Source organism: Saprospiraceae bacterium (genome assembly GCA_016713025.1).
GTDB lineage: Bacteria > Bacteroidota > Bacteroidia > Chitinophagales > Saprospiraceae > OLB9.
On sequence record JADJPZ010000003.1, the window covers coordinates 504251 to 527866 of the forward strand.

Here is a 23616-nt window from a genome sequence, read left to right on the forward strand (position 1 = left end):
GTTTTTATGTCATCGATAGCTCATAAAAAATTTAGATACCAAAATTAACCTTCTTCCTTCCTCAGTACTTCCAACGGTGGGCTACTGACAACACTACGGCTATTGAACATACCCGTGACCACAGTCACTATTACTACCATCAGAAATACAGCTATCACGGGTATCCAGTCTATTACAAAGTCTAATTTTAACTGAAATTTTGTAAGAATAAAGGCTGCCAGAATCGCGATTACTATCCCGGTTCCGGCTGAAAGTGATCCAAGTATGGTATATTCAGTCATATTGATCTTCAGAATCTGGGATTTTGTGGCTCCGATGGTCCGCAAAAGAATACTCTCTTTCAGCCTTTGGTATTTACTGAGCAGAAGTGAACTAATCAATACAATCATACCTGTAAGCAAACTGAATATCGCCATAAACCGGATGATAAATGCCACTTTCTGAAGGATGTCATTGACTGATTCAAGGATAGTGGTGAGATCGACTACTGATATGTTTGGAAACGTTTTTACGACTTCTCCGCGGTATGCAGAGATGGTTTTGTTGTCAGGAGCTTTGGTGACCAACACCTGAAACTGTGGGGCCTGCTCTAATAAACCTGATGGAAATACTATAAAAAATCTGGTGGACAAATTACGGAACTCTATCTCTCTCAGACTACCTACATAAGTCACGATTCTTGTACCCTGAACATTAAAAACTACTTCATCACCGAGATTTACATCCAGTGCTTCAGCAAACGTGGTACCCAATGAAACAAAAATACTATCATTGCCACCACGATATTTTCTCAGATCACCACTTACCAATTTTTCATCTTCTGAAATCGTGTCCCGATAGGTTACCCGCGCTTCTCTGTTGGCTGCCCATCTTTTTGAGTTCATGGTGCTGTCAGCCATCCATTGGGCTTTGGTCTTTCCTTTCCAGCCATCTATTTTCATAGTGACGATCGGGACTTCCTGAATGACGGGCAGATTATATTTGGTGGTTATGGCCTTGAGATCTTTCATTTGATTGGTTTCAATACCATAAAGGATCATATTCGGTTGTTTACCCTCGTCCATCAGGGAAACGTTGTTAAGCAACAAACTTTGAAGGATGATCATTGTCGTCAAAACTGCAGTACCCATACCTATAGTAACCATGATGGTCTGCGTCTGATTGTCGGGTCTGAACAGATTGGACATACCTTGTTTCAAAATAAATCCGGCTTTTTCCGGTATCATTTTTCTCAAAGAGCTGGTGACCAATACAGAAATGCCAGAAAGAATAAAATATGCCAACAGAATGCCCACCACAAAAAGTGCACCTGTAATCAATGAGCCGGTAAGCAACCACATAAATAAGGTCAGCGCCACTAAGATTAAGAGATACAGCCCGATTTTTATCATGCTGAATGATGCAGCTCCTTCTTCCACCGAAGATCTGAGAATTCTAAGCGGGCTTACAGATCGGATATTTACCAGTGGGATCAATGAAAACAAAGATGTCACCACCAGCCCTATAGCGAAGCCTTCCGATATTGCAGTTGGCGAAATACGCATATTGACCTGAACAGGCAAAAAGTCTTTCAGAATCAAAGGCAGTAAACTTTGTATGGCTACGCCTGCTATCACACCAGAAATGACTGCCAGCAAACCCAATGACATGATCTGAATAAAATAAACCAGAAATGCATCATCTGACTTCATCCCGATGCACCTTAGCAGTGCTATGGAGTTGTATTTTGATTTTACGTAAATAAATACACTGGACGCCACGCCTATACAGCCTAAAAGCAGTGCCACCACGGCAATAAGGTTTAAAAAGTTGTTCAGAAAACCGAATGCCTGATTGAGATTTTCCTTGCGATCTTCGATGGTTTCTACGCGCAGACTTTCAGAACGGAACAGTTTTTTTCTGGATGATTTCCATTTTTCTACATCAAAACCCTGCGGCACTTTGTAGTAATAGGCATAATTGACTAAGCTGCCGGGTTGTACCAGACCGGTACTATCCAATGACTCAATGGAAAGGTAGATGGCAGGTGCTACTGCAGACGCCGCACCGATACTTCCTATGGCTCCGCTCAATTTTCCTGCGATCGAAAACATCATATTTCCCAGCTTTATAGAGTCACCTGTGGCTAAGCTGTGCTGCAGCATCAGGCTTTCGTCGACAAGAGCATAAGGGCCGTTTTTGTACATTTTAGCTGCATCGACCGGGTCCGTTTTGATCTTGCCATAAAATGGAAAATCGCCTTCCAGCGCTTTCAGTCGCACAAACTGTGTTTCATCCGTTTTGGGAATATAGGACATGGAAAGCAGTTCCATCTCGCGCGCTTTTTCTCCCGGCAGGGAGTCAAGGATGTTCAGGATTTCGGGTTCTGCAACTTTATTGGTGGATGCTGCAAGATCGGCACCTAACAGTGTAGCAGCTTCGCGGTCGATTTCATTGCGCAGGTTGTAATTGAATGAATTGATAGCCACGAGGGCAGCAACCCCCAGTACGATGGATGACATAAACAGGACAAGCTTAGCCCTGTTTTTTCTGCTGTCTCTTAATGCCGTTTTGAGTAAAAATGTAAATCTGCTCATTATGCTCAGGCAGGAACCTCGTTTAAGTGATCTGAAACTACGTGCCCTGATTTTAGCTGTATGGTTCTTTTGGTTTTGGCAGCCAGGTCCTGATTGTGGGTGACGATGATCAAAGTAGTACCATAATCTTTGTTCAGGTCAAACATCAGTTTTTCTATGGTCTCTCCGGTGTCACCATCGAGATTACCTGTCGGTTCGTCAGCAAAAAGTATCTTTGGTTTATTGATAAATGCCCTGGCTAATGCCACACGTTGTTGTTCGCCACCGGAGAGCTGAGATGGATAATGCGTCACCCTGTCGCCAAGTCCAACCCGTTTGAGCAGGTCTTCTGCATCTTTGTGAGCGGTGTATATACCTTGCATTTCAAGGGGCAGCATCACGTTTTCAAGTGCTGTCAGACTGGGTAGCAACTGAAAATTCTGGAAGATGAAGCCAACATACTTATTTCTCAGCACCGCCCGCTGATCTTCAGAAAGTGGGCTGATTTTATTTCCCAGGATGGTGATTTCTCCGGAAGAAGGATTGTCAAGTGCAGCGCACAGACCCATTAGGGTCGTTTTACCGCTTCCAGAAGGACCGGTGATGGATACCGTCTCTCCTTCATGCACTTCGATATTGATAGATTGAAGCACAGATAATGACTTTCCGCCACTTTGATAGTTCATATTGAGGTTGTCCACCTTTAAAATTACCGACATAAATAAACTCTTTTCTGATTACTTGGTTAAATTGAAACAAACACATACATAAAAATGATCAGTATATATCCAGTGTCAAAAACATCGTCTCGATTTTACTCATCCCCGACCCTTCCCTTAAAATGGAAGGGAGACTTCTTTAAAAATCACAGCAATGCACTAAATTTTGGTATTATAACAATAAACAAAAAATCGAGAATATGGCTTACATTCCTAAAGAAGTTTTGGGTATTAATGATCATCATAATGCTAACCATACAAGGATGCAAGTCTAAACAAGAAAGTAGTGTACAAGTTGACAGTAAAGCCGAAAATAATGACCAAAACACGCCATCTGTCGCTGAAGAGGCAAAGCAGGCAGATAAAAAAACGATTCTCTTTTTTGGCAACAGCCTCACTGCCGGATATGGACTGGATGAAGAGCAATCATTTCCGGCACTGATACAGCAATGCATCGACAGCCTGGGATTGGCATATCTTGTGGTCAATGCAGGATTGAGCGGAGAAACAACATCAGTAGGCCTGAATCGCATAGAGTGGGTACTCAAACAAAAGGTGGATATCTTTGTCCTGGAACTGGGCGCCAATGATGTACTCCGCGGACTTGACCTGAAGGCCACTGAATCCAACCTGAAAGCTATCCTCGACAAAGTAAAGAGTACGTATCCGGATGTTAAGCTGATGCTGGCAGGAATGCAGGCACCGCCTAATATGGGCAATGATTATACCCGGCAGTTTGCAGCGATATTTCCTCGCCTGGCCAAGCAATACAACGCTGCACTCATCCCATTTCTGCTGAAGGATGTAGCTGCTATCCCATCACTCAATCTGGCAGATGGAAAACATCCCAATGTTGAAGGGCAAAAGATCGTGAGGGATAATGTTTGGGAGGTGCTGGAGGGTTTAGTAAATAATTGAATACTTACTTAATAATTGTGGGACGTTATTTTTCTACCAAATAAAATTATAAAATTTTATTGAGCTTTTTTGGAATTAAATAGAATGAGATGAGTAAAAGGCTAGTACTTTACTTATCTCATTTGTAGGTGTGGTTATTTTATTATTTTATCCTTTTCTGCACCAGTGCACCAGTGCACCTGCGGCCCTAGCTACTGCTCCAATTACATCATGAACAACAAGTTTTCTCCAATTTATTAGAGTATTGACCAAATATTATAAAATAGCAAAAACAGAATTAGTAAAAGAAGGAGAATATTTAACATATTAATTTGCTTTACATATATTTGTTTCATTAATATAATTAATGCAAATAGCAAAAATGAAATGGATAATATTGAAATTAAACTGCTATCTAGTCCTAAAAAAAAATTATTTTCAAATAATTTTACTTTTGATATTTGATCAAAATTATGATAATTATAGACGTAGATCCAACTTACAAAACTGTAAAAAGGAAACAATATTAATAAAACAAGTTTAATTTTATTTTTCATATTAATTTAATTTTTAATTTGATTCAATTAGGCATTTAAGCATGCCTAATTGAATAATTTTACTATTTAATGCCCTGTACAATCACTTTGACATGCCCAGCCACAATGCCATTTTGAGCAGCATATACATTCAAGATCATGGGCGAAACATGTATAAGTCCACATCCAACAACACCCACTATAGTTGCCACAACATCCATACGCAGATCCTAGCCCTAACAAACAATTTTTGCCCCTCGTCTCTAATTTTTTTTCATTTAACAAATAATTTCTAAATTCTTTTTTGCTAAGGTCCACAACCATTCCTTCCTACACCCATGAGTTACTCCACACTGTGCGCTTTCTGTCCCTATAGCGTCTCTCTTGATTTACTCCGCTATGATCGGGTACTGACTTGGCTACGAGCAGGTATAATCCATACTGCGTGATGCATAGTACGACCTCTCCCTGGACAAGTGTAATGTTAAGGTTAAATTGACAGATGACTTATTGTATCTTTTCCATTTGCTCTTCGTTGATGAACCCCTTCCTTAGTTACTGCTAAGGTCGGGAACCCTCGCCTTGATCAAAAGAAAAATCTACCTATAATTGATCCGTCATTCAACACTTACCATAACACTGGCTCGTTTTGACACAAGTGTGTTTCGGCATCATATGATGCGACTGGAACGATAAACTAAAATACACCACAGGACAGTGTCTGATTTTCAAAAATTAACCTTAAATGCTCTAAGAAAGATTTAGTATTTGCTGCGAGCCGGACTGAATGATGCGAAGCAAAATCGTGATAGAAATCACGATTTAATGAAAGAAACCAATCAAGCCTTTGATTGGATGGGCGGCTTTCGCAGTTCCTTCATTATCGAGTAAAGCATTTTACTCGATTCCCACCTATGGCGAGACCATTCAGTCACCACAGCTCCTCGTAGCAAAAATGCAGGCTCTCTTTTTGTCATCTATCGCAAGATAGGACAAAATATCAAGCCATACCGGCATCTTTCAAAATTTCTTCTGACTTTCCTGTATTTTTTTGTTTGTTTATTCCTGAGATATAGTACCGTGGTACTATATGTATCAGGACGTCTTAAATTTTTGCAATCCGTTGAAAAAATAGAGTAATAGATGACTGCACTTCTGAGCCATCAGCAACGATACGTGTATAGCAGCAGCACAAACTACTGAGCACAATTGATTTTTTGATATGATACTACACAACTGAAACTGCGACAGCATCATCCAAAAAAACCATCAAAAATGATCAAAATATCATCTTCAATCTTCTAAACTTAATTCTCTCAACGGGTGCAATTTTTTATCATCGGTCTCTTTTCATTTCACAATAGTATCATATCATGACCTATGATAATTGATGTAAATTTAAGGGGAATAATATTATAGAGCAAGGATTTTGGTGAATATTTTTATATATATTCATTATATATATATATATTGTATATCAATGTGATATGATTGGTGCTTGTAGTTGTGTGCTTGAAATATTTTTGATTAAAAAGCAAAAACTAAGAGAAAAGGAGCACAAATGGCATGTATCGGGCTTTATGAGACTGAAACTTGCGCTAGCATGGGATTGGAATATCTTGTGGTCAATGCTGGATTTTTATAACAATTGAATGAAAAAATGGAATACACCCCATACCTTTACGCCTATGGTTGCACAAGATATCATCATAGTAGGTGGCGGAGCTGCAGGTTTTTTTGCAGCAATTAATGCTAAAATAAAAAACCTGAATCAAAAGTTACTATTTTAGAGCAATCCAAAGAAGTGCTCAATAAAGTCAGAATATCTGGTAGTGGTAGATGTAATGTCACTCATCATTGTTTTGACCCGCGATTATTAACTACTTATTATCCACGTGGTCAGAGAGAACTATTAGGACCATTTCACATTTTTGGAGCGCAAGATACTGTGAATTGGTTTGAGGAGCATGGAGTAAAATTATATACAGAGCCAGATGGATGTATGTTTCCAGTATCCAATAGTTCTGATACTATTATCCAATGTTTTTTGCATTTGGCCGAAAAGTATCAAATCCAGATCATTAGAAATGCTAAAGTTAAGGCATTTAACTATAATGACACCAAAGCCTATAAGTATGAAGTCGTAACAGAAAGTGTGAATTATACTACTAAAATGTTAATGTTTGCCACAGGAAGTAGTCCTTTTGTATGGAATATGCTGGCGCAACATGGATATGAGATCATACCGCCATGTCCATCCTTATTTACTTTCAATCTACCTGGCCACCCTATTAGTAAATTGATGGGTTTGGTTGTAAAAAACACACATGTATCCATAGAAAATTCAAAAATATGCACTGATGGCCCATTGCTCATCACACATTGGGGACTAAGTGGTCCTGCAGTGCTGAAAGCGTCTGCTTGGGGCGCAACAGTACTGGCAGAAAGAAATTATGATTTTACGGCTTATGTAGATTGGGTACCTAATATAAAGATCGATGACATCACCGAGCTCAGAGAAACAATGGCAAAGAAAAAAGTCACCGCCAATCACCTTTTTGGCCTACCTGCTAGGCTTTGGCAGTTTCTTTTAGAATCAGTACTTAAAGATAAGGAGAAAAATTGGGCATCACTTACAAAAAATGAGATGTCAGATATCGTCACTCAACTCAAAAAATGCCCATTTCCTGTCAAAGGCAAAACGACTTTTAAGGAAGAATTTGTTACAGCCGGTGGAGTAGCCTTACATCAGATAAACTTCAAGACCTTTGAAAGCAAAAAACATCCTGGCCTATTTATGGCAGGTGAAGTGATCAATATAGATGCTGTTACAGGGGGATTCAACTTCCAAGCAGCATGGACGGGTGGATATATTGCTGGTATGACTATAGCTGAGAATGCGTGAATAATAAATAAGTAACATAAAAACCCGCAGATAAATAATTAGACGTCTAAAATTTCTGAAATTAATAGCTGAATTCATTAAAAATCAAAGAAAGAGATCACTCCTTCCATTTTAAGCCTGGAGAGAAAATGTGTGGGAGCAACAACCCTACCACACAACGTTAAAATCTTTGCCACCAAGGCACAAAGTCACCAAGTTAAACCAAGGATTTTTCTTTATTTGAATTAAGAGTGTGTATGTAACTTTTTTGCTCACAATTAATGATGGGCAATTCAGAAGCCCAAGTTGAAAACTTGCGCTAGCAGGGAAAACTTGCCCTAGCAGGGGTAAAATGTGTGGACGATGCTGGAGGAAACAAAGTCTAAACATTCACTCCATGATGAACAACATCATTCTTTTTTTTTAAAATAAAAAACCATTACCTTTGAAGCTCGTTTTACAACCAACCAAATACAATCAAATGTCTACAAATATTTTAAATCATTTTGCAAAACGTCATATAGGTATTTCATCGGCTGAAAAAGAAGCCATGCTTAAAATTATCGGAGTGGACTCACTTGACCAGCTGATAGATGAGACTGTGCCTCCGGGCATAAGAATGGACAAGAAGCTCAATCTTCCTGATGCCTTACAAGAGCACGAATATCTTTCCACTCTTCATAAAATAGCTTCTAAAAATAAAGTATATAAGTCCTATATAGGTCAGGGCTATTACAATACTCTGGTGCCGACTGTGATTTTACGTAATGTTTTTGAAAATCCGGGTTGGTATACTCAGTACACACCTTATCAGGCAGAAATTGCACAAGGAAGGCTTGAAGCTTTGCTCAATTTTCAGACAATGATTTCAGATCTTACAGCTATGCCAATAGCCAATGCATCATTGCTTGATGAAGGTACTGCTGCTGCTGAGGCTATGGCCATGTGCGAAGGCATACACAATAAAAAACGGAAATCTAACCCTGCAAAAAAATTTTTTGTAGACAATAGAGTATACCGTCAGACTTTGGATGTCATCATAACCAGAGCGAAGCCTCTACATATAGAAATAGTGGCCGGAGATTGGAAAACTTTTGAATTTTCTGATGATTACTTTGGTGTACTGATCCAATATCCTGATAGTGAAGGAAATGTACATGATTATACGTCATTTGCCTCACGATGTAATGATAAAGAGATACAAGTCATTGTAGCTGCTGATATCATGAGCCTTGCACTCCTAACACCTCCGGGAGAATGGGGTGCAGATGTAGTAATTGGTAATAGTCAGAGATTTGGCGTACCCAAAGGGTATGGTGGACCTCATGCTGCGTATTTTGCTACAAAAGAGGACAATAAAAGAGTAATTCCAGGGAGAATCATTGGTTTGTCCGTAGATGTAAATGGCGATCCTGCACTTAGGATGGCACTTCAGACCAGAGAGCAGCATATAAGAAGAGAAAAAGCCACGTCCAACATCTGTACAGCACAAGCGCTGCTCTCCATTATGGCAAGTATGTATGCCGTATATCATGGTCCGGATGGCATACGGCAAATTGCAGGTAACATTCATAAAAATACATCAATTCTTGAACACAATCTCAGGGTCATGAATTTGAATGTGACAAATACATATTATTTTGATACCATCACTATCAAAACAGATACTGATAAGATCAGTAAAATAAGATCTGAAAGTGAAGCAGCAGGAATAAATTTCTACTATACAGGTAATGATATGGTTTCTGTTTCTTTTGATGAAACCGTAAGTCTTGAAGACGTTGATGATGTTGTTACAATATTTTCGAAAGTTTTCAATATAAATCATACATTTGATGGTAGTGAAAGAAATGCATCCTTTGGAGTTAAGGTAAGAACAGGAGATATTTTGACCCACCCTGTATTTTCGAATTATCATACCGAAAGCAAGATGATGAGATATATCAAAAGTCTTGAAAATAAAGACTTATCTCTTGTCCACTCCATGATTTCATTAGGGTCGTGCACAATGAAACTCAATGCAGCGAGCGAGATGATACCTGTTTCCTGGCCTGAATTTTCGTCTATCCATCCATTTGCACCGGCAGAACAGACATTGGGCTATCAACAGATCTTCAATGAATTGGAAGAATATCTGTCCGAAATTACAGGATTTGATGCATGCTCTTTACAACCCAATTCGGGAGCACAGGGCGAATATACAGGTTTGTTGACCATAAGAGCCTATCACGAAGATCGTAATGAATTACACAGGAATATAGCGCTCATACCTTCTTCAGCACATGGTACCAATCCCGCTTCAGCTGTTATGTGTGGTATGGAAGTGGTGGTCGTAGGATGTGACGAAAGAGGTAATGTGGACATGAATGACCTTCGTTTGAAAACAGAGCAACATTCAGATAAATTGAGTTGCCTGATGATCACATACCCAAGTACTCACGGTGTTTTTGAAACTTCTATCAAAGAAATTTGTGACCTGATCCACGATCACGGAGGACTGGTGTACATGGATGGTGCCAATATGAATGCTCAAGTTGGCCTCACCAGCCCAGGTATTATCGGCGCTGATGTATGTCATCTCAACCTCCACAAAACATTTGCAATTCCACATGGAGGTGGCGGTCCTGGTATGGGTCCTATTTGTGTAAATAGCAAACTTGCACCATTTCTTCCGGGCCATCCATTAATAAAGACCGGTGGCAGCAAATCAATTCCTGCAGTATCTTCTGCACCTTGGGGAAGTGCAAGTATCTTGCTGATATCATACGGCTACATCAGAATGCTGGGAGCAGATGGTGTAACCAATGCTACAAAATATGCCATCTTAAATGCTAACTATATCAAATCAAGATTGGAAGGAGCTTATCACATTTTGTATTCAGGAGAACACGGCAGAGCGGCTCATGAGATGATAGTAGACCTTCGTCAGTTTAAGGACGTTGGAATCAGTGCTGAAGACGTAGCCAAACGACTGATGGATTACGGATTTCATGCGCCAACATTGTCGTTTCCAGTTGCTGGCACCATCATGATAGAACCAACTGAAAGTGAAGACAAGGGAGAGTTGGATCGTTTCTGTGATGCTTTACTGGAGATCAGGAAAGAAATTGATCAGGTGGCATCAGGGGAGATGGATGCTACATCCAATGTACTCACTAATGCACCACACACAGCAGTTATGGTTGTCAGCGATGATTGGAAATTTAGCTATAGCAGAGAAAAGGCAGCTTATCCCTTGCCATATCTTCGCCTTGGACATAAATTCTGGCCATCAGTAGCAAGAGTCGACGGAGCCTATGGCGATCGAAATTTGGTATGTGTCTGCCCGCCCACAGAAAGTTATATAACCCAATAAAATATACTGGAAAATAAATAGGGTAAAAATTTTAAAAATAATCTTTGTGAAATAAAAAATAAGCTTACCTTTGCGTCGCTTTTGAAGAAAGGCTCTTTAAAGGAGATCTGGTAGCTCAGTTGGTAGAGCAATACACTTTTAATGTATGGGCCCTGGGTTCAAGTCCCAGCCAGATCACGAAAAACCCTGATAATCCTTTGATTATCAGGGTTTTTTATTTTTATCGCAGAAGTTACACAGGTGCTACCCCTCCACAAATATAATAAATAAATACAATAAGAGATATTATATACTTTTGACAAATTTATCATAAGTATATGTTCCCATTAATTCCGGCATCATGTCAGAAATTGATGATATACATGAAAAAATCGAAGAACTAAAGTCCTAACTTAAGTTTAAGGCATGTTTCAACTTTTATCATTTGTCGCTAAAAGTGCTTCCGCCGCGGCGGATTGTATTTGAAGCTCTCACAACGAATCACATTTTAGTTATTTAGGTTAACAAAAATAAGACATCTAATCACATCAATTGGAAAAAAAAATTTTTATTAGTCAAGAGTAAATTACCCCCCCACCCTTTTACTTTCTGCTTCTATTCCGGTATTCCTTCTTCTTGACTTTACATTACTATTGCCCAGATCGTAACTGATGCTCAATGAAGCCCTTCTACTGTCCCAATTGCCCTGGCCATTGCCAACTTGTCCGTTGAATCTGGATACACCGCTCCATCCTGACTGGTAAGTGATATCTCCCACGCTAAGCCGGACATTCATTTTTTCATTGATAAATTTGCGCTGCAATCCGAGATTGAGACTATAGCTTGGGTCATATAGGAAAACTCCGCCCCAAACTCCCGGACCACTATACCAGCCGGATATTTCACCTTTCCACTGGTTGCCGAGCTTAAACGTATGTTGCTGAAAAAAACTATATGAACCCGCTTGTACATCTACAACTTTGCCGCTTCCATAGTCGGCCTGATTGTCGGTGTAGGATGCTGAAAAATTCATATACGCATTCCACCATTTGGTGATGTCCATAGGTAGAGAAATATTGGCGTTATATAATTTTTGAGTTGCCAGATTGTCCCAGCTAATGAATCCTGCTCTTGGATCAATTTCATCAGGTCCTAACAGTCGCGTAATTTGATTGGAAGTATTGCTGTAAGCCAGTTTAAAGGTGTATCTGTATTTTAATGTATAACCAAGCTCAATATTATTTACTATTTCAGGTTGAAGGAACTTATTTCCTTTACTATATGACAACTCACTGAGTTGCTCTCTGAATGGATTCAGTACATTGTAGTCAGGGCGATTGATACGTCTGCCATAATTGAGTGAAAACGAATGCTCAGGTTTGTGTTGATAAGTCACTCCTGCTGAAGGGAAAAAACTGGTATAATTGAAATCAACCGGCGCTTCATCGAGTTCAGGAATAAATGCTATCAAATCACCGGTAGCATCCGTATTTTTCTACCCTAAGGCCTGCGGATGCGTTCCATTTAGCATTGATGTTTTTAGAATAATTCAGATATCCGGCGTAAACATTTTCATGGTACTTAAACTGATTGGATCTTCGATCGTCCCTTGCTGAAACATTATTTTTGATATTGAAAAATAAAAAAGTATTGTCAGTTGCTACATTGCTGAATTTTGTACCGACACCTACATTTCCACCGAAAAGTTCTGTTTCAAAGTCGGCTTTGGCCGTAGCGATGTCTATTTTTACAGGTGTATTGTAGGAGTTGATATTTTGACTGATGATATTGGATTCACCTGAGTTAAAATAATAATTAGGCTGGAAGTGATCTGCTTCATTTCTGAATGTGCCATAATCAGCATCTATATTGAGTCGGTTTTTTCCTGATACATAAGCATAATTCAAATTAAAGGTAGCTTGTTTTCTTTTATTATCTGATGTATTAGGTGCTGTGAGTATGCTGTCTATCTTGTTGGGATTGCTCTCAGCCGAGATCATAGTTCTGTTATTACTGGCATTGTCCGAACCATTTACCTGACCACTTACCAGAAATCCTAAGGTACTCTTTTTATTGAGAAAAAAGTCAGTCCCCCATCGTCCATTTACTCCATTGTAATCATTGGTAGAGCGATTGGTCTCCAGCAGTCTGATGCCATTCTGGTAGGTGTCAAATATCATTTCGTTCCATCTGACACCTTGATTATATCCGACTCCACCGAAGGTGTTGAGAATTTTATTTCTATAATTTCCATTGGCATTGAAATTGCCGGTGCCGTATCTTCCATGACCGTATGTAGTGCTCACAGATCCGTTGGAGCCAAGATTTTTATCCTTTTTGAGACGGATATCGATGATACCGGCATTGCCCTGAGCTTCATATTTGGAACCGGGATTGGTGATGATGTCTATTTTGTCTATCTGCTCTGAGGTCAGATTTTCGAGATAATTGGTCAGATCATCACCAGTCAAAGGCACTCTTTTGCCATCCACGTACAACAATACTCCTGCTCTGCCCAGCACAGAAATACTATTGTTATTGTCTACCAATACACCAGGAGCTTTTCTCAAAAGATTCAGGCCGTTTTCTCCTGCTGAGTTGATAGTACCCTGAACATTAAATACTGTCCTGTCAGCTTTAACTTCTATCAATGCTCTCTGAGCAGTCACCACTACTTCTTCCAGTTGTTTGGCATTTTCTTTGAGCACAATCGGCGGAAGCGTTTTGATTGGTTTTCGATTGTGAAGATATCAGATTTTTGTTCTGTCAGGCCTACATAACTGGCTTCTGCAAAATATTTACCAGACTTGAGTCTTTCAAACGTAAAACTTCCTGTCTCTGTAGTAATATCGGCTTTGATCAAGCTGGAGTCAAGTGCTGACTTCAGTATAATGGTAGCGAAGGGAATACCTTCTCCTTTTTCATCATTGATATTGCCTGAGACTGTAAATCCCTGTGCGTATGTGAAAGAAAAAAAGATGAAAATAATAGAATAAAAAATGAAGGTAAAAATTTTGGCATAATTGTTTTGATTTTAAATACAAGCCGTTGTTTGTTCAATAAAACTCTGTTTTACTACTTAATACCCGTTTTTTAGAACTTCCAATGCAGCTTAAAGACACAAATATTTCAGTTTTGTTGCATGGTGTAAAAAAAAAAGACCAACATCGTATTATTTCGACAAAAAGGCTCTGATAACTGATAATTGAAAATAGTCTTTGATTCATTTATTTAAATTTACCTACCCTAACCCTCTCTTAAAATGGCTTAAAATGGAGGGAGTGCACTCGTTCTTTGATTTTTATTACTTTCATCATTATTGTCAGAAATTTTCCACCTGTTTATTCAATCGCTTTTTTATGGTACTTATTTTAATAAAGTCCATAAATCGTATTATTTCGGTGAAAAAAGCTATCTCGTCGAACTTTTTTAATTATTATGCACCGTGATGTATATCTTTGCACCAAATCAACATATCACTTATGAATGTTTTATCACTACAAAATGTAGTAAAAGCATATGCCAATCATGTCGCTGTCAATGATGTAAGTTTTGATGTAAAGGCAGGATCTATTTTTGGCCTGCTTGGACCCAATGGTGCAGGTAAGACGTCACTGATTCGGATCATCACGACGATTACAGCAGCAGATAGCGGCAAGGTTTATCTCAACGGACATCTGCTCAATCATCTTCACCCAAATGAAATAGGGTACATGCCTGAAGAGCGCGGCTTGTATAAAAAAATGAAAGTAGGTGAACAATTACTGTATCTTGCACAGCTCAAAGGACTCAGCAGCAAAGATGCAAAAGTAAAACTCAAAGCGTGGCTGGATAAGTTTGAAATAATGAGTTGGTGGGACAAAAAGATAGGCGACCTCTCTAAAGGTATGAGCCAGAAAGTGCAGTTTATAGCCACCGTAGTGCACGATCCGAAACTGATCATTCTCGATGAACCGTTTTCTGGATTGGACCCTATCAACAGCAACCTCATCAAAGATGAAATATATCAACTAAAAAAAAAAAAGGTGCGAGCATACTCTTCTCGACACACCGTATGGAGCAAGTAGAAGAAATATGTGAAGACATAGTTCTGATCAATAAAGGTAAAATCATACTCTATGGCAATGTAAACAAAATAAAAATGACTTCAAAGAACATATGTTCAGTGTAAAATATGAAGGGCAGCTGCCTGAAAACTTTGCTCTTTCGGCGTTTGATGTAGTTTCTGCCATTGGCAACGAAATTATTTTTAAAACAAGCCATCAGCATGCATCCAACGAATTGCTGAAGGGGCTTTTGCATCAGAATGTCAATATCATTCAGTACAATGAAATTCTCCCGACTTTAAATGAAATTTTTATCAAACAAGTAGAATCAAACAATGCATAAAATCTGGCTAGTCACACAGCGCGAATACCTTACCAGGGTATTGAATAAAACCTTTATACTTACCACATTGCTTACACCATTAGGTATTTTGGTATTTATGGTAGCAGTGGTTTTTATCATGGGGACAGGATCTGACAAATCAAAGATAATCAACGTCTATGATCCTTCAGGGCTGCTCGAAAAAGAATTAAAAACCAGAGACAATCTTACTTTTCAGTTCAACGATGATGCACTGGAGAAACAGTTTGAGCTATATAAAGACAAAAGATCAATGGTATCATAGAAGTACCTCCGCTGAAAGATTCGCTGGCGTCAAAGTACACTTATAAGTATCACTCAGACGAACAGTTGGCATTGGATGAAAATATGGGTATAGAAGGAGCAATCAGTAAAAAAATCCGGAATTATAAATTGAAAAAGCTCAACATCGACGAGAAGATACTTAAAAACCTTGACACCGATGTCACAGCTGAGCCGGTCACCATACTCGAGGATAAAAAATTAGTTCTATCACGACAGTGGTGAGTTCAGTTTTGGGTGGTATCGTAGGGTATGCCATGTTTTTTATTATTCTTGTTTATGGCATGCAGGTGATGAGGTCTGTCATGGAAGAAAAGATCAATAGAATCATAGAAGTTCTCATTTCATCCCTCAAACCATTTGAACTCATGATGGGCAAGGTCATCGGAGTGGCGTTGGTAGGCTTGACTCAGATAGGTATCTGGATGATTCTGATGCCACTGATCATGGTTATAGGTACCACACTTTTCGGTTTGAATGCCGACAATATGAGTCAAATCAATACAGGAAATATGCCGGTGGAAGAAATGGCTATGTCTTCTCAGGATAAAATAGCTCAGGTATTTATAGAAATCAAGGCGATGAACTGGTGGAAGATCCTGCCATTGACTTTGTTTTATTTCCTGGGAGGCTATTTTGCGTATTCAGCACTTTTTGCAGCCATAGGATCGGCAGTGGGTGAGGATATCAACGAGGCTCAATCACTGACTTTACCGGTGATGATGCCATTGATGTTTTCGATGTATATCGGCTTCAGTGCGGTCAATGCCCCGGATAGTAGTCTTGCAGTATGGTCAAGCATGATACCATTGTTGTCATCCATTGTGATGCCAGTCAGGCTTCCTTTGATCCTCCCTGGTGGCAGATTGGTGTCTCTGTGGTATCACTGATCATTTTTAGTATATTTCTGGTATGGATAGCTGCAAGGATATACAGAGTAGGCATCCTGATGTACGGTAAGAAGGCAAGTTTTAAGGAGTTGGCAAAGTGGGTGTTTTATAAAGGATAGGTAATGTATCTTTGAATGAAATTCCGTATTTAACCTTTAAATAGATGTCGTTTAGTTAAGACATCTTTATGAAGTCTTTCCCTTTTAAGGGAACGATTTAGATAGTGTAAAAACTAAGAAAAATTCCTTATCTAAACGACATTACCCTTTAAATAAATTAAAACCTGTTGCATTTCGACAGATGGTGAGCAAGATTTAAGGTATTTGTGGTTTCTGATTTCAATTCAGAATTTATAATTCTTAATATTTCATAAGTATATAGTATGTTTGCAACCTATCATACTTTTACAAATAAAAAATATGGACAAAATATATGACATTATACTCTTCGGGGCGACTGGATTTACAGGTCAGATCACTGCAAAATATCTGTCAGAACATGCCGTTAAAGAAAATATTAAATGGGCCATTGCCGGAAGAGATCAGGAAAAACTCCTTCATCTGGTCAAAAACCTTAATGAAAATACGCCCGCAATAATAACGGCGGATGTCAATGACTACAATTCTTTGTGTCAGATGACATCTCAAGGTCACATCATCATGAGTGCCGCAGGACCATTTAGTCGATATGGGAAAAAAGTAGTTCAGGCTTGTATAGAGACATCCACACATTATCTTGATATCACCGGTGAGCCTTCCTTTATAGCAGATATTTATAATAGCTATTTTGATCATGCTGTCGGGCAAAAATCCTGTATCGTCAATTGCTGCGGATTTGACAGTATTCCGGCTGACTATGCAGCGTGGCTTACTGCCAAAAAACTTCCTCAACACGAGCCCAAATCCCTAAAAGGTTTCATTCGCACCAATGCAACATTTTCAGGAGGAACACTGACTACTGCCATAGAAGCATTACATCAGGAAGCGCAGAAGAAATCCATCAAAACAAAGATAAAACGCCATCCTGACGCTCCGCGGATTCCTTTAAAGATCCACTTTAGTAAAGAAATCGGAGCTTGGGCCATTCCTATGCCTGTGGTAGATCCTCACATAGTCAAGAGAAGTGCTTACCGACTACCTGATGAATATGGGCAAGCTGTATCGTACGCACAGTTTTTGTAAGATCATCCCTGATGAAAGTATTCAAGACTGTCTTTCCCATCGCAGCAGCAGCGATTATGGTCAGATTTAAGAGTTTCAGGGAGAGGATGTTCAGCAAGTTTAAGCCCGGTACAGGTCCGAGCGCAGAAAGAAGAGCCAACAGTAAGTTTGAAGTCATATGTTTTGGGACTTCTCCTTCGGGTGGAGCGGTCACCAGGATTTCAGGTGCTGACCCGGGCTATGATGAGACGGCCAAAATGTTTGCTCAAGCTGCATTTACACTATCAGATAGTATAAAAAATAAATCCATTAAATATGGAGTACTTACGCCTGTAGAAGCATTTGGTATGCCTTTGGTGGAGAGGCTCCAAAAGGCGGGAATAGTAGTCAGCTGAAATAGTGTCACTAAATATTGACTAAAAAAAGCTGAAGTACCACTTAAAATGCTCATTTTGGGGTTGAACAGCCATGTACATGGGTGGTTACTATTCTTTTTTATACTGACAATACTACACCCTTCTTTGTCTTATTCAAAAAATGACATCTTCTTTTCAAATACGATGCTTGACCGTGTCTGCACTGAGCTAAATCGAAGTGTGAAGGAACTGTGAGCAGCTGCTCGCAGCGAATACTAATATATCCGGTGAAGACAAATTATTCAAAAAACATCTTGATCAGGACACAAACGTCCCAAAAGATCAAGCATAGCTTGACGCGGTATGGCAAAAAATATAACAGTGGCTAAAATAAAATTTGTCACTGGGAGACAAAGGTTAAAAGTTTAGACATACTCTAAACAGCAAATATTCAGTAAAAATTTGTAACAAACTCTTATTCATCATCAGCTTCCGCTGTCAATTCCTTCTCAATGTCTTCCATGAAAACGTAATCTATGGCTTCTTCAGAAGTAGGAATAATAGTAAGTATAGATTCAAGCCTCGATATTTCTATAAGTTTTTTTGACAGCCGGATGGTTGGCTCCCGTCAATACAAAACAACCATAATCTTTCCATAATCGATTAGCTGTCAGAATGGCACTTAAGCCTGACGAATCGACATACTTCACATCTGATAAATCCAAAATCAAATTTCTCACACCTTCATTACTGAAAACACAAATTCTGACTTTAAATCCGGCGCAAGGATCGAATTAAGATTTTCTTCGTGCAGTTTTATTATAGAGTACCGCTCTGTTTTATCTAATGTAAACTTCATGTTTGTTTAATTATTAAAAATTTGTCCTATCTCACCAACAATATAGTACCCCACTTTTAATCATTCTCCTTCTTAGTGTTGAGGAGCTTGAGAGTGTTTCATCAGCGATGGGGTGCAAAGGTAGCACATTTCACAAAAATATTTAAATTATATCTTTGAAAATAACAATCGCAATATTTTTGTCAAGAAAATAAAAAATATATTACAAATAATAATAATATTTAAAAGTCTTTATTATATTTGTGTTAAATACAAAAAGAGCAATAAAAGAGATAATTTATTGAAATCACGATCGCTGTTTTTTAGGTTGTAATTTACCTTATAAGGACATCATTTTAATTTTCATTCGGTTAATGAATGGTTAAAAACAATGATTTAGGTAATTTTTTATCATTTAATTTGTATAATTATTTAATTTTACATTTAAATTGATAATTTTGATTTCAATGTCGTTTAGATAAGGCCATATTATGAAATCCTTCCTTTTTAAGGGAAGGATTTAGGATGGGTAAAAACAAGTAAAAATACTTTAACTAAACGACATTGATTTTGATTTTGTATGCCATAATAGCAGAAATAAAATTGTGGCACGAAATTGTTAAATTATAAGTCGAAGAGAACATGGAAGCTTATATTTTGTTAGACCATGTTCAAAATTAAAATGAAATACAATAGATAAATGCATAACAGAAAATTTTCGCCAAAAGTAAAAAAGATCATACAGCTCAGTCGCGAAGAAGCCATTAGGTTGGGACATGATTTTATTGGTACTGAACATTTTTTATTAGGAATGCTCCAGGAAAAAGACAGTCTCCCTATAAAGGTACTGGATTCCCTTGAAGTTAATCTGGATGAACTCAAACACAAAATTGAGCTCACTCAAACACTCAGATCTGCAGATGAGCCTGCGTACAATCTCGGAAGTATCCCGTTGAATAAACATGCTGAAAAAGTACTGAAGGTCACTTCACTTGAAGCAAAAGTTTTCAGGAGTGAAGAAATCAAACCTGAACACCTTATGCTTTCTATTTTAAAACATGATGAAAACATAGCCAACAGAATCTTGTCCGACTTTAATGTGGATTATGAAGCATTCAAAGCTGAACTCGAATATGTAAGACAGGAACTTGAAGGTCATGCACCTGATTTTATGGGGCATACCCCGTCTGATTCTGATCTGCCTATAGATGACGATGATTCGGGAGATCAATACAGTTCGACGCGAAAGACTACCGGAAAATCAAGGACTCCTGTTTTAGATAATTTTGGAAGAGATGTCTCCAGACTTGCAGAAGAAGGAAAACTTGATCCAATCATAGGAAGAGATGTCGAGATCGAAAGAGTATCTCAAATCCTATCCAGGAGAAAAAAGAACAATCCGATCCTCATAGGTGAGCCCGGAGTAGGAAAAACAGCCATTGTTGAAGGTCTAGCACTGAGAATCATTCAAAGAAAGGTTTCCAGAACACTTTTCAACAAACGTGTAGTTATGCTGGATCTGGCAGCTCTTGTTGCCGGAACCAAATACAGAGGCCAGTTTGAAGAACGTATGAAAGCCATCATGACTGAACTTGAAAAAGCCAGAGATATCATCTTATTCATTGATGAAATTCATACTATAGTAGGCGCAGGTGGTGCCACTGGATCATTAGATGCATCCAACATCTTCAAACCTGCCCTTGCAAGAGGTGAACTACAATGTATTGGCGCATCCACGCTCGATGAATACAGACAATATATAGAAAAAGACGGTGCTCTTGATAGAAGGTTTCAAAAAGTGATGGTAGATCCACCATCTCCTGAAGAGACAGTCCACATACTGCACAATATCAAATCCAAATACGAAGAGTTCCACAATGTTACATACTCGGATGATGCAGTAGAAGCGTGTGTAAAACTAAGCGAAAGATATATTTCGGACAGGTTTTTTCCGGATAAAGCCATTGATGTAATGGATGAAGTCGGCGCAAGGACCCACTTAAAAAATATCCATGTACCTAAATACATTGAGGATCTTGAAAAAGAAATCGAATCCGTAAAAGAACAAAAAAACCTTGCGGTAAAAAGTCAGCAATATGAACGAGCTGCGGACTTAAGGGATCAGGAATCCAAGTTGCTCCGTAAACTGGAGCAGAACAAAGAAGAGTGGGAAGAAGAAGCAAAAACCAGAAGATATCCCGTCAATGAAGATGATATCGCTGAAGTGGTTTCCATGATGACAGGCATTCCTGTAAAAAGAGTAGCCCAAAGCGAGTCCAACAAGCTCGTAAAAATGACACAGGATCTTGAAGGGATGATCATCGGTCAGAGTGAAGCAATCGTTAAGGTCACAAAAGCCATTCAAAGGAACAGAGTTGGCCTCAAAGATCCAACTAAACCTATAGGTTCATTTATATTTTTAGGCCCGACCGGGGTAGGTAAGACAGAATTGGCAAAAGCCCTTGCAAGATATATGTTTGACAGTGAGGATGCTTTGGTTCGCATTGATATGTCTGAGTATATGGAGAAATTCTCCATTTCGAGACTCATAGGCGCGCCTCCGGGCTATGTTGGATATGAGGAAGGTGGACAACTCACGGAAAAAGTGAGAAGAAAACCATATTCAGTTATATTGCTGGATGAGATTGAAAAAGCCCACCCTGATGTATACAATATATTGCTTCAGGTACTGGATGATGGGCAATTGACCGATGGTCTTGGTCGCAAAGTAGATTTTAAAAATACACTGATCATCATGACTTCCAATATTGGTGTCAGGCAACTGAAAGACTTTGGTCAGGGACTTGGATTTGCCACTTCTTCACGACAAGAGGCTTCAGAAGAAAACACCAAAGCCATCATACAGGGTGCCTTGAAAAAACATTTTCACCTGAATTTCTCAATAGAATAGACGATATAGTCATATTCAACAGTTTGGATCAGGAGCATATTTTCAAGATTATTGACATCAATCTCAAGCATTTGTTTAAGCGCATGAATAATCTTGAATTTGAGTTGACCATGACAAATGAAGCTAAGAGTTTTGTTGCAGAAAAAGGGTGCGACCCGCAGTTTGGTGCACGACCACTCAACAGAGCTATTCAAAAGTATGTCGAAGATCCGTTAGCAGAATTTATTCTGAATGAAAATCCTGAAAAAGGCACTAAATTGATAGCTGACATCAACGAAGATAAATCCGGCTTAATTGTGATGTTGCATTCAGAAGCAAATACAACGGAAGACATAAGAGAGTAAGAAATTATTTTCATTGACATATACTTAAAGAAGGAGTACGTTTCGTCCTTACTCAAAATCAAAATGTTGGTCAAATCATTTTTATAGAACCGATTTATTTTGCGTATAAAAGAAAGTGAAATATTCTGTCTAAGAAATATTATAATTTATATATTTGCATTTTTAAAACAAAAACGAAAAACATTTGGCTAAAGGACGAGTACAACCCCAAGCAAAAGTACAGGATGATAAGTACAATTACAGACTGAACCGTGAAATCAATGCTCCAAGAATAAGATTAGTTGGGGAAAATTTTGATGAAGTCAGCGAAGTGGCTAAAAAACTATAGAGACAGGTATCTATAATACCTATCACGTACTTCAATGGGCTGAAGAACTGGAAATGGACCTCGTAGAAATAAGCCCAAATGCTGATCCACCTGTATGTAAAATCATAGATTATAAAAAATTTATCTATGACCGTAAAAAGAAAGAAAAAGAACTAAACGCCAAAACTGCCAAAACAGTCATTAAGGAAATAAGATTCGGACCCAATACTGATGACCATGACTTCGCATTTAAAGTCAAGCATGCTATCAAGTTTCTCGAAGACGGTGATAAAATAAAAGCTTACGTCCAATTCAAAGGAAGAGCTATCGTATTTAAAGATAGGGGCGAGTTGATTCTACTTAGATTTCTTAAAGAGCTCGAAGAGATAGGCGCTGCAGAAGAATTGCCAAAGCTCGAAGGAAAAAGAATGATCGTCATGATCTCACCGAAGAAGAAAAAAGTATAAACTGAAAAACCGGTATTTTACCCCATTTTCAAGTGTAAATAGTTGCTGACTATTTTAATCTCAGCTTCATCAATATATCTCTCTGAGCATCGTCTCCTAACACAAATATGTGGGAATCATAAGCAGTAAATCCGTTTTTACTATAAAAATTTATGGCCCTGTGATTGTTTTCCCAAACACCTAACCAGATATGATCAGCATTTCTTTTTTTCGCCAATTCGATACTTAGGTTGATTAGTTTTTGAGCTACCTGCTTACCATGATAAGTTTTCAACACATAAATTCTCTCCAGTTCAACTGATGCAACTCCGAACTCCGAATGGCGCTGACTTTGAAAGTTGAGTTTTAGATATCCTATGATCTTGCATCTTTCTTTACAGAAGTAAAATTCAGAATTAATGTCATGGATCTCAGATTGAAGTTTTTCCAAAGACATGTTTTCCTCAATATATTTGGACATATTCTCTGTAGAATTTGCATCTGAAAAGGCTTCAGTAAAAGTTTGAATGGAAATATTTCTCAAATCATCAATGAGCTCAGCACTTACTTTTTCTATATAAAAATCATCCATACTTTGTCCTAAAGGAGATGAGTAAAAAAAAATTCTGACATATTAGACAAAAGTCAGCTTTCAAAATTACAAATTATCATAATTATGTAATTTTTTTCTTAAAAAATTGATAAAAGTTGAATACAAAATGATATTTTTCAGTCTTATATTGTTATAGA

15 protein-coding genes, 1 tRNA gene and 4 pseudogenes are annotated in these 23616 nt (G+C 38.4%); 13 read left to right on the forward strand and 7 right to left on the reverse strand.

The genetic code is table 11. From position 1 onward, the window contains the following. Positions 1–44: 44 nt before the first annotated feature. Positions 45–2501, reverse strand: coding sequence for an FtsX-like permease family protein (locus IPK35_05010; GenBank protein MBK8052645.1), 2457 nt, complete (start codon positions 2499–2501; stop codon positions 45–47). An 80-nt stretch (positions 2502–2581) separates the two neighbouring features. Further along, positions 2582–3274 (reverse strand): ABC transporter ATP-binding protein, encoded by a 693-nt coding sequence (locus IPK35_05015; GenBank protein ID MBK8052646.1) that lies wholly within the window; start codon positions 3272–3274, stop codon positions 2582–2584. A gap of 246 nt (positions 3275–3520) precedes the next feature. On the opposite strand from IPK35_05015, the gene IPK35_05020 reads away from it, so the two are divergent. The 4 genes and pseudogenes from IPK35_05020 (at position 3521) to IPK35_05035 (ending at position 11123) form a co-directional block, all read left to right on the forward strand. Then, positions 3521–4192, forward strand: a complete 672-nt coding sequence (locus IPK35_05020; protein MBK8052647.1) for an arylesterase — start codon at positions 3521–3523, stop codon at positions 4190–4192. Between the two features lie 2203 nt (positions 4193–6395). Continuing rightward, a pseudogene (locus IPK35_05025) lies at positions 6396–7612 on the forward strand (NAD(P)/FAD-dependent oxidoreductase). Positions 7613–8072: 460 nt separating this feature from the next. Then, entirely contained in the window at positions 8073–10946 is a 2874-nt protein-coding gene (gene gcvP, locus IPK35_05030) for an aminomethyl-transferring glycine dehydrogenase (GenBank protein ID MBK8052648.1), read from the forward strand. 104 nt (positions 10947–11050) lie between these two features. After that, positions 11051–11123, forward strand: a tRNA-Lys gene (locus IPK35_05035). Positions 11124–11511: 388 nt separating this feature from the next. Here the strand turns inward: IPK35_05035 and IPK35_05040 are convergent. Genes IPK35_05040 through IPK35_05050 form a run of 3 tightly spaced genes read right to left on the reverse strand, consistent with a single transcriptional unit; the run spans position 11512 to position 13938 of the window. Continuing rightward, the gene (locus IPK35_05040) at positions 11512–12396 is read right to left on the reverse strand and encodes a TonB-dependent receptor family protein (GenBank protein ID MBK8052649.1); all 885 of its coding nucleotides are present in this window, start codon (positions 12394–12396) and stop codon (positions 11512–11514) included. 1 nt (position 12397) lies between these two features. Then, positions 12398–13633 carry an outer membrane beta-barrel protein gene (locus IPK35_05045; GenBank protein ID MBK8052650.1) on the reverse strand — a complete coding sequence of 412 codons (1236 nt, stop codon included), beginning with the start codon at positions 13631–13633 and terminating at the stop codon, positions 12398–12400. Beyond that, positions 13597–13938, reverse strand: a complete 342-nt coding sequence (locus IPK35_05050; protein ID MBK8052651.1) for a carboxypeptidase regulatory-like domain-containing protein — start codon at positions 13936–13938, stop codon at positions 13597–13599. The genes IPK35_05045 and IPK35_05050 overlap by 37 nt, the downstream gene beginning before the upstream one ends. Positions 13939–14407: 469 nt before the next feature. Between IPK35_05050 and IPK35_05055 the strand changes: the two are divergent. The 6 genes and pseudogenes from IPK35_05055 (at position 14408) to IPK35_05080 (ending at position 18059) form a co-directional block, all read left to right on the forward strand. Then, positions 14408–15314, forward strand: a pseudogene (locus tag IPK35_05055) (ATP-binding cassette domain-containing protein). Next, on the forward strand, positions 15307–15597 hold the full coding sequence (locus tag IPK35_05060) for a hypothetical protein (GenBank protein MBK8052652.1): 291 nt from the start codon (positions 15307–15309) through the stop codon (positions 15595–15597). The pseudogene IPK35_05055 and the gene IPK35_05060 overlap by 8 nt, the downstream one beginning before the upstream one ends. Positions 15598–15662: 65 nt before the next feature. Continuing rightward, on the forward strand, positions 15663–15839 hold the full coding sequence (locus IPK35_05065; protein MBK8052653.1) for a hypothetical protein: 177 nt from the start codon (positions 15663–15665) through the stop codon (positions 15837–15839). Then, the gene (locus IPK35_05070; protein MBK8052654.1) at positions 15836–16504 is read left to right on the forward strand and encodes an ABC transporter permease; all 669 of its coding nucleotides are present in this window, start codon (positions 15836–15838) and stop codon (positions 16502–16504) included. Before IPK35_05065 ends, IPK35_05070 begins: the two co-directional genes overlap by 4 nt. A gap of 419 nt (positions 16505–16923) precedes the next feature. Next, positions 16924–17685 carry a saccharopine dehydrogenase NADP-binding domain-containing protein gene (locus IPK35_05075; protein ID MBK8052655.1) on the forward strand — a complete coding sequence of 254 codons (762 nt, stop codon included), beginning with the start codon at positions 16924–16926 and terminating at the stop codon, positions 17683–17685. An 11-nt stretch (positions 17686–17696) separates the two neighbouring features. Continuing rightward, positions 17697–18059, forward strand: coding sequence for a hypothetical protein (locus tag IPK35_05080; GenBank protein ID MBK8052656.1), 363 nt, complete (start codon positions 17697–17699; stop codon positions 18057–18059). 436 nt (positions 18060–18495) lie between these two features. On the opposite strand, the pseudogene IPK35_05085 reads toward IPK35_05080, so the two are convergent. Further along, positions 18496–18879: pseudogene (locus tag IPK35_05085) on the reverse strand (STAS domain-containing protein). 679 nt (positions 18880–19558) lie between these two features. Here IPK35_05085 and IPK35_05090 point away from each other — a divergent pair. From IPK35_05090 to IPK35_05100, 3 genes and pseudogenes are all read left to right on the forward strand, one after another. Next, positions 19559–22113 (forward strand): annotated as a pseudogene (locus IPK35_05090) (ATP-dependent Clp protease ATP-binding subunit). A 184-nt stretch (positions 22114–22297) separates the two neighbouring features. Then, on the forward strand, positions 22298–22441 hold the full coding sequence (locus IPK35_05095; protein MBK8052657.1) for a hypothetical protein: 144 nt from the start codon (positions 22298–22300) through the stop codon (positions 22439–22441). Beyond that, the gene (locus IPK35_05100; GenBank protein MBK8052658.1) at positions 22438–22887 is read left to right on the forward strand and encodes a translation initiation factor IF-3; all 450 of its coding nucleotides are present in this window, start codon (positions 22438–22440) and stop codon (positions 22885–22887) included. Before IPK35_05095 ends, IPK35_05100 begins: the two co-directional genes overlap by 4 nt. Positions 22888–22936: 49 nt before the next feature. On the opposite strand, the gene IPK35_05105 is transcribed toward IPK35_05100, so the two are convergent. Beyond that, on the reverse strand, positions 22937–23458 hold the full coding sequence (locus IPK35_05105) for a GNAT family N-acetyltransferase (GenBank protein ID MBK8052659.1): 522 nt from the start codon (positions 23456–23458) through the stop codon (positions 22937–22939). Positions 23459–23616 lie beyond the last annotated feature (158 nt).

Coding starts and splice junctions, on each gene's coding strand:
- IPK35_05010 (MBK8052645.1), bottom strand. CDS start 2,501: ATGTCATCCATCGTACTGGGGGTTGCTGCCCTCGTGGCTATCAATTCA.
- IPK35_05015 (MBK8052646.1), bottom strand. CDS start 3,274: ATGTCGGTAATTTTAAAGGTGGACAACCTCAATATGAACTATCAAAGT.
- IPK35_05020 (MBK8052647.1), top strand. CDS start 3,521: ATGCTAACCATACAAGGATGCAAGTCTAAACAAGAAAGTAGTGTACAA.
- gcvP (MBK8052648.1), top strand. CDS start 8,073: ATGTCTACAAATATTTTAAATCATTTTGCAAAACGTCATATAGGTATT.
- IPK35_05060 (MBK8052652.1), top strand. CDS start 15,307: ATGCATAAAATCTGGCTAGTCACACAGCGCGAATACCTTACCAGGGTA.
- IPK35_05075 (MBK8052655.1), top strand. CDS start 16,924: ATGGACAAAATATATGACATTATACTCTTCGGGGCGACTGGATTTACA.
- IPK35_05080 (MBK8052656.1), top strand. CDS start 17,697: ATGAAAGTATTCAAGACTGTCTTTCCCATCGCAGCAGCAGCGATTATG.
- IPK35_05105 (MBK8052659.1), bottom strand. CDS start 23,458: ATGGATGATTTTTATATAGAAAAAGTAAGTGCTGAGCTCATTGATGAT.